The sequence below is a fragment of the Aliinostoc sp. HNIBRCY26 genome (genome assembly GCF_050235535.1).
GTDB lineage: Bacteria > Cyanobacteriota > Cyanobacteriia > Cyanobacteriales > Nostocaceae > Trichormus.
This window is the reverse complement of sequence record NZ_CP189852.1, coordinates 2,358,300-2,372,583: the sequence shown is the minus strand read 5'-3', so window position 1 is coordinate 2,372,583 and position 14,284 is coordinate 2,358,300. Positions and strand designations below refer to the sequence as shown.

Here is a 14,284-nt window from a genome sequence, read left to right as displayed (position 1 = left end):
TGAAAAAAACTTTTCAACTCAGCACGCTGCTCAACGCCTCGCTACCGCTAACAGCACTCAGCACTCATTACTACTCAGCACTCAGCACTCAGCACTCAGCACTCATTACTACTTAGCACCCATTTGAGCTGCTACTTCTTCAGCAAAGTTACTTTCTTGCTTCTCAATACCTTCACCTAAGATGTAGCGCACGAAACGGCTCACAGTCACATCTTCACCAACTTTCGCCTTCACTTGCTTGACTAATTCTTCTACAGAAATACTTTGGTCGCGAATGTAGGGTTGGTCTAGCAAGGTCATCTCTTTCAGACGCTTTTCAATTCGCCCCTGAACGATTTTTTCTCGGATGTTTTCTGGTTTGTTAGCCAAGTCTTCCTTGCCCATTTCGATGTCTTTTTCTTTTTGGACAACTTCGGCAGGAATGTTGTCTACACTGACATACTCAACGTTGGGACAAGCAGCTACTTGCATAGCTGAGTTCCGCGCCAAGGCTTGGAATTCTTCGTTAGTAGAGGGTGCTTCTGATTTAGAGTTAACCTCAACTAATACACCAACTCTACCGCCAGTGTGGATGTAGCTGTCTACTACTCCTGGTGTGTCTTGGATAGCAAAATTCACAAAGCGACGTACTTGAATATTTTCACCTAAGTTAGCAATGCTTTGCTTGATGAATTCATCTACAGTGACGCTGTTATCTTCGATGTAAGGTTGAGCCAGCAAAGATTCTAAACTATCAGCTGTTGCTGCTTGCTGGGCTAGGTTCTTAACTAGGGCTTTAAAAGCATCGTTACGGGCAACAAAATCTGTTTGGCAGTTGACTTCTATGAGTACACCTACTTTGCCGCCGGGCTGAACGAAGGTTTCTACCAAACCTTCAGCCGCAATGCGATCGCTTTTTTTACCCGCAGAGGCGATACCTTTTTTCCGTAGCCAGTCTATGGCTTCTTCGACATTGCCGTTGGTTTCTTTCAACGCCTTTTTACAGTCCATCATGCCTGCACCAGTTTTTTGGCGTAGCTCTTGGACGAGTTTTGCAGATATTTCCGCCATGTTGCCTCAATTCCTAACTTGACCTTGAGTTGTTATCGCTCACCAAAGCAGTGTTGAGTGCTGAGTTGAGGGTGTTATGAGGAAGAAACCAACAATTGTTTTTTGTTTATTTCTCCAACTTGATCTTTAAAAACCGTAATCAGCACCCAGCATTCATGACTCAGCACTAAGCAAGAGTTTTGAGTATTTCTATCTTACTCAGGGCTGGGGAAGAAAAAACGATGAAATTCAAACTATTGGAGATGAAGCATGAGGTGTGAGCTTAATCTGCTTCATCTTCCATTTTGATTTAGTGTTAAAAGCTATTGCGCTGGGAAAATTTACACTGATTCTGCATCTGCCGTTAAATTTTGACATTCAACCAGCAACGAGGAATTATGTCTTTCCCTGCACAAAAACAGTTGATTATTCTTCTTCGTCGTCGGAAGCAAACTCACTGTAATCACTTTCTTCGTAATCGTACTCTTCCTCTGCACCTTCGTAATCTTCGTATTCTTCCTCGGCATCTAGCTGACCGTGACGACCTTCATAAATAGCATCTGCTAATTTGCCCACGATCAATTTAATTGATCTGATTGCGTCGTCGTTAGCTGGGATGGGAATATCTACTACATCTGGATCACAATTTGTATCCAGCATAGATACGATGGGGATAGAGAGTTTTTGGCATTCTTGGACAGCGTTATATTCCCGACGTTGGTCAACAATTATCACGACATCAGGAACTTTCCGCATGGTTTTGATACCACCCAAATATTTTTGCAGCTTCGCCATCTCACGACGCAGCATAGAAGCTTCTTTCTTGGGCAATAAATCTAACGCACCGTTTTCTTCCCGCCGTTCCAAATCTTTCAGGCGGTCTACTCTGGTTTTGATAGTTGCCCAGTTGGTGAGCATTCCACCCAGCCAACGTTGGTTGATGTAGTGAGAACCGCAACGAGCAGCTTCTTGGGCAATAATCCCTGCTGCTTGCCGCTTTGTGCCGACAAAGAGAAACTTTTTACCTTGCTCCGCCTGCGATCGCATATAGTTATACGCTTCATCCATCAATTGGGCTGTTTGCACCAAGTCGATGATATGTACACCATTACGCGCAGTGTAAATGTATGGAGACATTTTAGGATTCCAGCGTCGGGTCTGATGCCCAAAGTGAACCCCTGACTCCATCATTTGAGCCAATGAAACAACTGGCATATATTTTTTTACTCCTATTCGGGTTAAACCTCCATCCAGGCGTATTTCTCCATGAGAAACACCCGAATTCCCAGATGTGCGGAATTTAGACAACTCTACTAGGGTAGCACAGAATGGGGCATTGGGAATGGGGAATAGGGAATTGGGCAGGGGAGCAGGGAGCAGGGAGCAGGGAGCAGGGAGCAGGGAGCAGGGAGCAGGGGAAGCAGGGGAAGCAGAGGAGAAAAACTAATAACTCACAACTCAGCACTCAGCACTCAGCACTCAGCACTCAGCACTCACAACTCAGCACTCAATTGAGCATAAGCCTCATACACACCCTTGACGTTGTACCAATTGAGGAAAATTCTGGCGATTTCTAAAGCTAGCTGGGGCTTACCTGAATCAATCAACCACTGTAACAACGGTTTCATGGTGCGTTCATTTAATGCGCCGTTGAGTGACAGAATCCCCCACAGTAAACGATGTATCCAGGTCATTTGAATCATCATTTTGACTTCCCAGGTGGGATGCTTTTGATAAAACAAAACTCCCATCCGTCCCCGTTGAATTTCTTTCTCAATGAGGTTGGGGATTTGCTCCAAGTTAAATGGGGGATGCCAATGATAACCGACAGCAGTGGGACATTTAATCAGTTTCAACCCCAGGTTTTTGAGTCTGACACCCAGTTCTAAGTCTTCCCAGCCGTAGAGTTGAAAGCCTGTGTCAAATAATCCGGCTTGTTCTAGCCAGTGTTTAGGGATGGCGACGTTACCTGTGGCGAAAAAGGCTGCGGAGAAATCTGTGATTTTATAGGGTTCGGCGGTGGGATTGTCGAAATTACAAGTATTAATAACTGCACCGTAAGTAAAAAAGCGATCGCTGCCTAATTTCTCCTTACCCTGCACTAAAGCATTTGCATGGGCTTGCAGGAAGTTTTCTAGGACTACTAAATCACTATCTATAAATATAATGATGTCCCCTTGTGCCTGTTCAACGCCCAAATTCCGCGCCGCCGCCGGGCCTGCATGGTCTTGCTCAAACCAACGCACATGGGGAAACTCTTCTTTATGTGCCTTTAACCAATCTAGCGTACCGTCAGTAGAACCATCATCTACTAAGACAATTTCATAACTACCTACAACGCTTGATGCGCTTAGTCGCTGCATTTCTAAGGCTCGCAAGCATTTTTCTAGAATCGGCTGGCGATTATAAGTTGGTATTACAACGCTGATAAACACAGTCTCACCCACAACACAACTACCCATCTCCAGAATAGGACAGCCTGGTACTCAACACAGTTCCTAATGCGTCCTGAGAACTGAATTCGTGACTCAGCGTCAACAGATAACACGCAAAAGTCAACCAATTTTAGATTTCAATTTCTGGGTTGAATCTAAAATCCAAAATCTAAAATTCGGAGGTTCAATACAAAAATCGTACTTTCTTCATCAGTAATGGCAAACGGACTGTCCCTGCAAAACAGTATTTTCCCTCAAAAAATAATTGTTAATAAACTCATATTAATTATTGTATAACCTAATCTTAATTTTCTTTAATTAGATTTTCAGTAACCGTTGTTAGTTTCAGCACCATAAACCACTATTAGAGAATATTTGATAAGTCTTTTGTGGCTCACTATTCTAATTCGATTGTAGTCACGTGCCTTTATTGAAAAGGCTTGTCAGCATCCTATTATTATGCCTGCCTCAATATAAATAGGATGAATTAGTCAAAAAATAGGACTCAATCAAATATTTTCTGAGTTGTGGTTTTTGCCGATCATTAACTGTTGATATCAATAAAAATTGAGGTTCATGTGTAATTTGATGTTTTTTTGTTGTCCAACAAAATGACCAAAAGAGTGCTGAGTAAAAAGTAAGGTTAATTGAACTCAACACCTAGCACTCAGCACTACTGAATCTTTGATTTACAAGATGAACTTAACAGTTAACTCATTAGTGTCAAAATGGAGAACTAGGTAATGAAGGGACGCTTTCACCCCAAAAATAACGTGACGCTTAACCCATCTCGTAACGAATCAATTCGTGATGTGATTGATCGCGTCAGCATGAGTCGTCGGCGGTTCATCATGACGGCAGCTAGTGCATCGGTGCTAACTGTGGTAGGTGAAGTTTCTCTGGGAGGCTTTCTCCAAAGTGTTGAAGCCGCTCCAATTCCCAAGGGGACAGGATTTGGTGGTATTGGCTTTAAGAGTGTTCCACCTAATGTATTCAATCCAACTACAGGAGTTCTAGAAAAGGATCTTGTTAGTGTTCCTGAAGGTTATACAGCTAAAGTATTGTTTGCTTGGGGAGATCCCATTATGCCTGGTGCGCCTGACTGGCTACCAGACGCATCCCAAAATGCCGCAGCGCAAGCAATGCAAGTGGGGATGCACCATGATGGTATGCACTACTTCCCCTTATCGCAAGGTAATGTAATTGGCCGGACAGTTAGTTCCCAAGCAAGATCATTAAGAAGCTTTTTAAATCAGCCGATTAACAATGGTTTGTTATGTGTAAACCATGAATATACCCAGGAAAATATCCTGCATGGTTCTGAAGGTCTGACTCCCGTCACAATTCAAAAAGTACGGAAGTCTCAAGCTGCTCATGGCGTGTCTATTGTCGAAATTTCCAAAAACGGCAATGAATGGACTTACAATCGCAATTCACCCTATGGTCGCCGCATTACCAGTAATACAGAGATGCGAGTTTCCGGGCCTGCGGCTGGGGATGCCTTGTTAAAGTCGAAGAAGTTTAACATTACTCCCACAGGCTCTGTTGAAGTCGGCACAAACGACGGCTTTACCGCATATGGCACAGTCAATAATTGTGCCAACGGTTACACACCTTGGGATACTTATTTAACTTGTGAAGAAAACTGGAACGGTTACTTTGGCAATCGGGGTGAAGCTTTAGTCTCTACTCCAGGGATTGAAGACTCAGAGATTTTGACAGGACAGAATCGTTATGGTCTTTCTGCTAACGGTGCTGGCTATGGTTGGCATGAAGTTGACCCACGTTTCAACAATCGTACCAACCCACTAGAACCCCATTTATTTGGCTGGGTAGTTGAGATTGATCCATATGATCCTCTAAGTAAGCCAGTGAAGCGGACGGCTCTAGGTAGATTCAAGCATGAAAGCGCACAGGTTGTCGTGGATGACAACAATCGGGTGGCTTTCTATATGGGTGATGATGAACGTAACGAGTATATCTACAAGTTCGTTTGCGCTCAAGCCTATAATCCTGGTAATCGTGCAGCTAACCGCGATTTGATGGATTCTGGTATTCTTTACGTGGCCAAATTCAATGACAATGGTACTGGTCAGTGGTTGCCTCTAGTCTATGGTCAAAATGGTTTGACACCAGAAAACGGTTTTAGAAGCCAAGCTGAGGTTCTAGTTAAGACACGTCAGGCGGCAGATAGAGTCGGTGCAACCATGATGGATAGACCAGAGTGGACAGCAGTACGTCCCCGGATTGGTGGATATAAAGAGATTGAGGTCTACTGTACATTAACCAACAATAATCGTCGTGGTACAGCAACCCCACCTACTGTCAACAGAGTAGATGGTTCAACAGCTGCGGGTAGTGCGCGTCCTGCTGTAGATGCTGCTAACCCACGTCCTAGTAATTTGTACGGTCATATTATTCGCTGGCGTGAAGATGGACAAACTGTAATAGCAACAACTTTCAAATGGGATATTTTCGTTGAAGGTGGCGACAGAACCAGAACTGAAGCCAATTTTAAAGGCAATATCAATGGTGATGATTTCAGCTCACCTGATGGTTTGTGGTTTGATGACTTCGGTCGTCTTTGGATTCAAACTGATCAAGCTGGTGATGGTCGTGGTAGCACAATCAATGGTGTTCCTGAGCTAATCAACATTGGTAGTAATGGTATGTTTTGTGCTGACCCCAACACCAAACAGGTGAGACGCTTCTTAACTAGTCCTACAGATTGTGAGGTAACTGGGATTACTAGCACACCTGATGGTAAAGCGATGTTCATCAATATTCAGCATCCTGGTGATAGTGGAACTACCGCAAATCCCACATTATCTAGTAACTGGCCTTTCAGCCAAGGTTATGGTTTACCTGGTCGTCCCCGTTCGGCAACGGTAGTAATCACCCGCAATGATGGTGGTGTCATTGGGGCTTTGTAATTTAGAATTTTCTCATTCATAATCTATTTAGAGACTTTGTAGTACAAAGTCTCTATTTTTTTACGTAAAAAAGACAGGTAAAAAACCTGTCTTTTTAGCAATACGGTTCAGTTAAGGTGGTGAGAGTTAATTTCTCAATTTTTGCTCTGTCTATTAGACAATGAGCAAGATTTGGGGGATTCTCCCCCAAGCCCCCGATTGGGGGACGGTTGCGTCCCCCAAACCCCCTCCAAAATCATTTTTTCGTTTTTTGTTGAGTGAATATTTGCTGGCTTGGTTGAAATTTATTTTTCTTATCTGAACCGTATTGGTCTTTTTAGTATGCAAAAAATTGTTTTTAGCCTGCCAATGCTGCCTTTTTCTTACGCTTCATCCATAGTCCTAAAGTAGTAGCGATCGCAGTTCCTCCAATAGCAAATGGTTCTGGTACTTTGGTATAAGTTACTGTACCTGCTAGTGTTGTATCGACTGAGTTGCTGATTGTGTAAAAGTTGTTTCCCCCTATTTCTGGGGTACTGGGGTCACTACCAATGAGAAACTGATCAGCTACAAAATAGCTGAGTCCTTGGAACTTACCTGCATCAAAAGTGAGGATAGGGAATGAATCAAAATCAACGTCGTCAGCTTCTGTATAGTTATTTCCTAGATAATTGAATGTCACTTTGAGTCCATTTTCTACCCCTAGTGTTTCCAAACCTAAACCAGTTAAAAATGAGTCATCGTATTCAACTGAACCCAAATATTGAGCAGAACTAGTATCGACTGTGAAATTGTAATTTACTATAGCTGCTTGTGCTGGTTTAGATGCGATCGCAGCTACGGAAATGGCTGTTGCAATAGTAGCAAGACTTAAGTTTTTACCTAATGTCATGAAAAAATACTCCCAGGTTTAATAGTGAATCCTTACGCAATTTCACTTAATAAACCTTTAGGCAATGACTCAAGGTTAAGGAATATCAAATAAAAGGTTAAGTAGCAACAGGCTGACGATATACAGCAGTTAGTAACTTCACGTTTTGAATTGTCCTGGTCACTATTTGTCTACCTCTTGCTAAACTGGAGTCAAATATTTATATTTCTCTACAATGCAAGTATATTTAGAACGCACGGGGGGTTTTACTGGGATTAGTAAAACTATCCGTGTTGACGCGGATACTCTCCCAACTCCGACAGCAGAGGAATTATCTACACTTGTCGCCGCAGCAGATTTTTTCCAACTACCTGAACAAATAATTTCTGAACATTCCCAGTGCGATCGCTTTCAATATAGACTAACAATAGAAAATCGTGGTCAGCAGCACACAGTAATTGTTAGTGAAACTGCGCTCACTAACACCTTAAGAAATCTGATTGAATACTTGAATCAGTTGCAAATATCTCAATAAAACATTTTGGCTATTTTCAAAAGGGATTGGGGATTGGGGACTGGTGATATTCAAATTTTGCCTTTTGCCTTTTGCCTTTTACCTTTACAATCTCTCCCAGCCTTTTCCTTTGTAACCGTAATCAAAAATCTCTGGATGTATAATTTCTGCCATGATTTCTAGAGAATCTACTAATCTAGGGCCTGGACGGTTAAAGTAGGCATTTCCATCGGTGATGTAGACTCTACCGCTTTTCATAGCGTGGAGTTTTTGCCAGTCTGGGTGCTGGGTCAATAATTCCGCTTCTTGACGGGTGCGATTTAAGTCAAAACCACAAGGCATAAAAATGATCACATCAGGGTCACTAATCAATAGTGTTTCCCATTGCAGGTGGGGAGATGGTTGACCTGTGACACAAAATAATGATTGTCCTCCAGCTAAGTTGGTAAGTTCAGGAATCCAATTAGCTGCTACCATGAGGGGATTTGTCCATTCAATACAGGCGACGGTCGGTAATTCTACTAAAGACAGCCCTTGAATTTTTCGTTGACAAATTCTAACACGAGCCTCTAAGTTTTCTAAGAGTTGAACAGCATCAACATTAAAGATATGCCCTACACGCTCGATATCATTCCAAACGTCTGCTAGCAGATTAGGTTGTAAAGAAACGACTTGCGGAGAGCTTTGAGTCAGTTCAGCCACAGCCTTTTCTACTTCTTGTAAGCTGACGGCGCAAACATTACACTGATCTTGGGTCAAGATATGAGTGGGCTGCAATTGTTCTAAAATATCAGTTTTGACTTGGTAAATACTGAGAGCCGACTGTAGCAAATTATTTATCTGATCGTGGATTTGCTCACTGGAGGTCTTACTATCTAGACGCGCTTGGGTGCAAATAGGACGGTCTGTAATTTCTGGGGGATAGTCACATTCGTGCGATCGCCCAACCACATAATCTGTTAAACCCAAGGCTGCTAAAATCTCTGTTCCACTGGGAATCAAAGAAACAATTCTGATATGAGAATTTTGCATAATTTTACCACCTCTCGATCAGAGGCTCTAGCCTGAGCTTAATTGTGACAAAATTTAGCTGTGCCGGTATCTTTCTATAGGAGAATACACAAATATTAATTTCTTAAACATTATAAAAATGAGTGTATCTATGTATATAGATAATGGTAAAAATATGAAAGCATTTACACGATATTAATCATTTCGTCAGTAATTAACCGGAATCGCTATCTGAAATACTTTTGTTAATGTATAGTTTGATCAATATTTATTGATTCTGATTTACCGTTACCATACTGCACCATGAACTGAATTTTTTAAATTTATGTGAAATTTTTATTAAAAGTTCACAAATATATGTTGTTTGTAATTGGTCGCGACCAATTTGAAACCTGATATCAAGTTAAAAACAGCATATCAAAACGAAGATTCGTTTAAAAGCATAATTCATACAAAATTAGCCAAAAAAATATACCTTCTGGGTATGTAAATGTGCATATCAAAGTTGTATTTATATAAACAGTTCTATTCATGTTTTAGAAATGCAATGCAAAGTGATTTCTGTTGAAAACACATGCAGGTAATAGTGGTAAAAGATATTACTAAGTTCCCACAGTCCCAAGAGGTACTGTCAATTTCAGACAAAGAGCGACGAAAACATAGCCAAACACTACTGCATTTAGCAAGTAGCAGAACCTTTCAGACAGGAACTCTAACTGCTGTATTCAGAGAAATAACAGAGGCTGCGGCGCACGCACTTTTAGTGCAGCGCGTGAGTGTGTGGTTTTACAATCAAGAAGGTTCAGGAATTGAATGTCTTGATTTATACAATATTCACAATCAAGAGCATACTTTTGGCCAGGTTTTGTCAAAAGCGAATTACCCTGCTTACTTCCAAGCTTTAGCATTAGGAGAGAGTCTACACATTAACAACGTCATCATAGACCAAAGAACTCAAGAATTATTTACTACTTATCTTTCTATTTTCGAGGTGATTTCGCTACTCAGTACACCAATTTGGGTAGGAAATCGTTTATTGGGGTTTTTGTGCTGTGAACATTGTCACGAAGTTCGAGAGTGGACTGGAGAAGAAAAATATTTTGCTGGTGCGATCGCTGATTTTGTATCATTAACTATTGAAGCCAGGGAACGCAACGCAGCACAGTTAGAAACACGAAAAAGTGAAGCTCTATATCGAGCTATTTTTGAGAATTCAGTTGTGGGAATTGCAGTTATAGATCAGACAACCCAGATATTAGATATGAATCCTGGATTATGTCAAATGCTGGGTTACAGTCGAGAAGAATTATGTAGTCAAAACTTCACTGATTATATTTTTCAGACACAAGCAGAGTTAGATAATTATCAAAAATTATTAGGAGAACTATATAGAAATTTTCATCAACATCATGCACAACAACACGTTGAAATTGATAGACGCTTCTTACATAAAAACGGCAAATTAGTTTGGGCAAAACTTTGTATTTCCGTCATGCCTAATTCTGATAATGAAACTGAATTACTATTAGTAATTGTCAAGGATATGACTGAATACAAAAAAACCGAGTTGCAACTGCGTGCCTCACAAGTAGCAGCAGAAGCAGGTAGTAGAGCCAAAAGTGAGTTTTTAGCAACTATGAGCCATGAATTGCGAACACCTTTAAATGCAATTATGGGGTTATCGCAACTATTACAGCATGAGATAGCAGGCTCTTTAAATGACAAGCAAAAAGAATATATTAATTGTATATATAGTAGTGGCGAACATTTGCTAACAATGATTAATGATATTTTAGACTTATCAAAGGTGGAATTAGGTAAGGAAGAGTTATCATTAGAGCCAATACAAGTTGTAGATTTATGTAATTATTTATTATCAATTGTCAGCGATCGCGCCCATGAAAAAGGCTTAAAACTGACTCATGAAATTGACCCTGCTGTCAAGATTTGCATAGCTGATGAATATCGTTTGAAGCAAATGTTATTCAACTTGCTGACTAATGCGATTAAATTTACCATTAGTGGCGAAGTTTCCTTAATAGTCAAAAAAGCCGATCAAGGAATCACATTTACAGTTGCAGATACAGGAATTGGTATTGATCCTAGTCAATTTAAATTTTTATTTGAGCCATTTAAACAGCTAGATAGTAAATTGAATCGTCAATATGAAGGGACAGGATTAGGTTTAGCTTTGACACGCAAATTAGCTAGGTTACACGGTGGTGATGTCACAGTAACATCAATTTTGGGAGTAGGAAGTCAGTTTACCTTGTTTGTACCAGAACAGGAGATTTGAGGTGTGGGGCATGGGGAAGAGAAGAGGAATTGGTGCAGGGTGCAGGGTGCAAGGGGGAGGGCAATGTCCCCATTTTTCCACGTTCCCTGCCTTCTGTCTCCCAGTCCCTAGTCCCCAATCCCTAATCCCTAATTACTCTGCGCCTTCAATGGGTGCAAAGCCTTGGCGTTGAATGTTTTCGGTGATGGTGCGGGGTTCGAGGAATTGCAGGAGATAATCAGGCCCCCCAGCTTTAGAACCGACACCAGAGAGTTTGAACCCACCGAAGGGTTGCCGAGCGACGAGCGCCCCTGTGATGGTACGGTTTATATACAAATTCCCCACTTCAAAATCTGTCTGCGCCTTTTGAATATGGGAAGGTGTACGGGAATAAATCCCACCAGTTAAGGCGTAGTTAGTATCATTGGCGACAGCTAAAGCTTCAGCAAAATCCTTAACTTTAATCACAGCCAATACAGGGCCAAAAATCTCTTGTTGGGCAATTATGCCATTGGGAGGTACTTCACTAAAGATGACTGGCCCGACAAAATAACCGTGATCAGGTGCTGATAACTCCAAAGCCACCTGGGATTCTGCCTTACCCTTTTCAATATACTCACGGATGCGATCGCGTGCATTGGCATCAATCACCGGGCCGACTTGGGTACTGGGTAACTCCGCTTCCCCGATATTCAAAGATTTTGTCGCTTCCACTAATCGCCGGATAAAAGCATCATAGATACTTTCTACCACCACCGCCCGTGAACAAGCAGAACATTTTTGTCCACTGTAACCAAAGGCCGACTGTAACACCCCGACAACAGCTTGGTCTAAATCAGCACTTTCATCAACAATGATAGCATTTTTACCACCCATCTCCGCAATTACCCGCTTCATATGCCTTTGTCCAGGCTTGAGGGTAGCTGCTTCGGCATAAATCCGACAACCGACTTCTTGAGAACCGGTAAAAGCGATGACATGGGTATCGGGATGACTCACCAAATAAGCCCCCACTTGCGAACCCTTACCAGGAACGTATTGAAATACACCTTGAGGAATCCCAGCTTCCACCAAAATCTCCGTCAGTTTAGCCGTAATTACAGAAGAAGTTTCCGCAGGCTTGAGCAGAGTACAATTACCCGCAACCAAAGCAGCCACAGTCATTCCACAAGCGATCGCCAACGGAAAATTCCAAGGCGAAATCACCACAGCAATTCCACGGGGCTGATAAATATATCTATTAGTTTCCCCAGCCACATCATAAATTACACCCTGATCCAACCGTTCCATTTCATCAGCGTAGTAGCGACAAAAATCAATCGCCTCCGAAACTTCTGCATCCGCCTCCTTAACAGGTTTACCCACCTCCAGAACAATCCAAGCCGAGAGTTCCGCCCGACGCTGCACCATCAAATCAGCCGCCCGACGCAAAACCCCCGCCCTTTCCTTCACAGGCGTATTCCGCCACCCAGGAAAAGCCGCCTTAGCCGCCCGCATAGCTTGTTCTGCCTGTTCCACCGAAATCAATCCAACCTTCCCCACCACCTCACTAAAATTAGAAGGATTAACCGAATCAATCACCTCGACAGTATTCACATACTCCCCATCAATCAAAGGCAAATAACTCCTACCCAACTCCCCACGCACCGCCGCAAAAGCCCGCGCCGCCTCATTCCTCTCCTCCTCCTCCGCATAATCCGTATCCGCCGCACCCACAAACCCTGCGCCTTCTTTGCGACTCTGCGCCTTTGCGCGAAACAAATCAATATCTGGCGCAGCAAGCAGTTCCTCCACAGGCTTATTCTCCAAATTTTGCCGTAAAAAAGAACTATTAGCCGTATTTTCCAACAACCGCCGAATCAGATAAGCCATCCCAGGTAACAAATCCCCATAGGGACAATAAACCCGTACCCGATAGCCCCTATCCACCAAAGCCTTAGCCAACTTATCCCCCATCCCGTAAAGCACCTGCATTTCAAACCGCCGCCGGGGGACATTAAGACTTTCCGCTATAGCTATAGCCCGTGCTTGCGATCGCACATTATGACTACCAATAGCAGCATAAACATACTGATGATTTTCCAACAATAGCTGAGTTATCGCCTCAAAATTCGCATCTGTTGCCGCCTTATCATTAAAAACAGGCTGCACCCAATGTTTTTGAGCCGCTTTAATAGTTTCCTGATCCCAATACGCCCCTTTTACCAACCGAATAGTTAACGGATAACCACGCTGTTTTAACCAATCGATGATTTTTCTGGCATCCTGTTCACTATCCCGTAGATAAGCTTGAATAGTGATACCAATATCAGTACGTTGGCGGAACTCATCTTCTAATAAGATTTTTTGCAAAATATTAAAAGTTAAGTCTTTATAGGCATACTGTTCCATATCAAAATGGATAGCTGCACCTAAATCTTGAGCATGACGTAATAAAATTCGGATGCGATCGCTAACTCGCTCTTCACTACCTTGAGCATCTAAAGGGTCAAATTGGGAATAAAAAGCCGTTAGCTTCACAGAAACCTGGACTTTTGCCAACGGTTCGCCGTCAGCCTCATCAATCGCCCCAATATTGCCCCAATTCTTCGCAGCAGTGGTTAATTGCGTAATTAATTCTCGATAGCGTTCTAGATAAGATTGTGCTTCTACTTCTGTAATTACCGCTTCCCCAAGTAAATCAATGGTGAAAGCCATCTTTTCTTTACGTAGTCGTTCAACAGTTTTGATGACTTGTTGAATATTTTCGCCGGAAATATATTTATGAGCTAAAGTCTCAACTGCTGTAGATACGGTAGTTGCAGCCACTTGTCCTGGCATAGAATCGGCATTAGCAAAATTGAGCATCCCCTTTAGGGCGGCGGGAAGTTCTACAGATTCATCGCCTAAATATTCTTGTAAATGTGCAGCAATTTCCGATTTACTCCGCAGTGCGGGGAGAGTATCAATAAAGCGAAATAATTGCACCCGTAAACCAGGGTTACTCATTGCCCAAGCGAGTAATTTGTCATCCCAACGCATTTGGTCACGCAGAGAAGCTAAAAATGAGCGATTTTCTTGAGTTGCGGCTAAAAGTTGTTTAGCAATTTCTTGAGTTTTCGCTTCGTAGGTGCTGGTTTGTATTTGTAGTACCACTGATAGTGAACTCCTGATGAAGACTGCGCTTTCTATTGTGGCGCGTGATTTTTTTTGTCACCACAGATAAAGAAACTCAAAACTCAAAATGTAGATTCAAGT

Annotated in this window: 9 protein-coding genes; 3 read left to right on the top strand and 6 right to left on the bottom strand. The window is 42.3% G+C overall.

Annotated features, from left to right (window positions below):
- Positions 1 to 108: 108 nt before the first annotated feature.
- The 3 genes from tsf to ACQFX9_RS10165 form a co-directional block, all read right to left on the bottom strand.
- Positions 109 to 1,050 (bottom strand): translation elongation factor Ts, encoded by a 942-nt coding sequence (tsf, locus tag ACQFX9_RS10175; RefSeq protein WP_427161899.1) that lies wholly within the window; start codon positions 1,048 to 1,050, stop codon positions 109 to 111.
- Positions 1,051 to 1,455: 405 nt separating this feature from the next.
- On the bottom strand, positions 1,456 to 2,244 hold the full coding sequence (rpsB, locus tag ACQFX9_RS10170; RefSeq protein ID WP_236144344.1) for a 30S ribosomal protein S2: 789 nt from the start codon (positions 2,242 to 2,244) through the stop codon (positions 1,456 to 1,458).
- Between the two features lie 278 nt (positions 2,245 to 2,522).
- On the bottom strand, positions 2,523 to 3,491 hold the full coding sequence (locus ACQFX9_RS10165; protein WP_427161898.1) for a glycosyltransferase family 2 protein: 969 nt from the start codon (positions 3,489 to 3,491) through the stop codon (positions 2,523 to 2,525).
- A 716-nt stretch (positions 3,492 to 4,207) separates the two neighbouring features.
- Here ACQFX9_RS10165 and ACQFX9_RS10160 point away from each other — a divergent pair.
- Positions 4,208 to 6,397, top strand: coding sequence for a PhoX family protein (locus tag ACQFX9_RS10160; protein ID WP_427161897.1), 2,190 nt, complete (start codon positions 4,208 to 4,210; stop codon positions 6,395 to 6,397).
- A 337-nt stretch (positions 6,398 to 6,734) separates the two neighbouring features.
- Here the strand turns inward: ACQFX9_RS10160 and ACQFX9_RS10155 are convergent, their stop codons facing one another.
- A complete protein-coding gene (locus ACQFX9_RS10155; RefSeq protein WP_427161896.1) occupies positions 6,735 to 7,268 on the bottom strand; it encodes a PEP-CTERM sorting domain-containing protein in 534 nt (177 codons plus the stop codon).
- A 214-nt stretch (positions 7,269 to 7,482) separates the two neighbouring features.
- Between ACQFX9_RS10155 and ACQFX9_RS10150 the strand changes: the two genes are divergently transcribed.
- A complete protein-coding gene (locus ACQFX9_RS10150) occupies positions 7,483 to 7,782 on the top strand; it encodes a protealysin inhibitor emfourin (RefSeq protein WP_427161895.1) in 300 nt (99 codons plus the stop codon).
- Between the two features lie 84 nt (positions 7,783 to 7,866).
- Here ACQFX9_RS10150 and ACQFX9_RS10145 read toward each other — a convergent pair whose 3' ends face one another.
- Positions 7,867 to 8,793, bottom strand: coding sequence for a cobalamin-binding protein (locus ACQFX9_RS10145; protein WP_427161894.1), 927 nt, complete (start codon positions 8,791 to 8,793; stop codon positions 7,867 to 7,869).
- Between the two features lie 553 nt (positions 8,794 to 9,346).
- Between ACQFX9_RS10145 and ACQFX9_RS10140 the strand changes: the two genes are divergently transcribed.
- Complete coding sequence (locus tag ACQFX9_RS10140) at positions 9,347 to 11,068, top strand: ATP-binding protein (RefSeq protein ID WP_427161893.1); 1,722 nt, start codon at positions 9,347 to 9,349, stop codon at positions 11,066 to 11,068.
- Positions 11,069 to 11,200: 132 nt separating this feature from the next.
- Here the strand turns inward: ACQFX9_RS10140 and pruA are convergent, their stop codons facing one another.
- Positions 11,201 to 14,182 carry an L-glutamate gamma-semialdehyde dehydrogenase gene (gene pruA, locus ACQFX9_RS10135; protein ID WP_427161892.1) on the bottom strand — a complete coding sequence of 994 codons (2,982 nt, stop codon included), beginning with the start codon at positions 14,180 to 14,182 and terminating at the stop codon, positions 11,201 to 11,203.
- Between the last annotated feature and the right edge of the window lie 102 nt (positions 14,183 to 14,284).

What these genes read in the sequence shown, in the direction of transcription:
- ACQFX9_RS10160 (WP_427161897.1), top strand. Translation starts at nt 4,208, where the DNA reads ATGAAGGGACGCTTTCACCCCAAAAATAACGTGACGCTTAACCCATCT.
- rpsB (WP_236144344.1), bottom strand. Translation starts at nt 2,244, where the DNA reads ATGCCAGTTGTTTCATTGGCTCAAATGATGGAGTCAGGGGTTCACTTT.
- ACQFX9_RS10150 (WP_427161895.1), top strand. Translation starts at nt 7,483, where the DNA reads ATGCAAGTATATTTAGAACGCACGGGGGGTTTTACTGGGATTAGTAAA.
- ACQFX9_RS10145 (WP_427161894.1), bottom strand. Translation starts at nt 8,793, where the DNA reads ATGCAAAATTCTCATATCAGAATTGTTTCTTTGATTCCCAGTGGAACA.
- ACQFX9_RS10155 (WP_427161896.1), bottom strand. Translation starts at nt 7,268, where the DNA reads ATGACATTAGGTAAAAACTTAAGTCTTGCTACTATTGCAACAGCCATT.
- ACQFX9_RS10140 (WP_427161893.1), top strand. Translation starts at nt 9,347, where the DNA reads ATGCAGGTAATAGTGGTAAAAGATATTACTAAGTTCCCACAGTCCCAA.
- ACQFX9_RS10165 (WP_427161898.1), bottom strand. Translation starts at nt 3,491, where the DNA reads ATGGGTAGTTGTGTTGTGGGTGAGACTGTGTTTATCAGCGTTGTAATA.
- tsf (WP_427161899.1), bottom strand. Translation starts at nt 1,050, where the DNA reads ATGGCGGAAATATCTGCAAAACTCGTCCAAGAGCTACGCCAAAAAACT.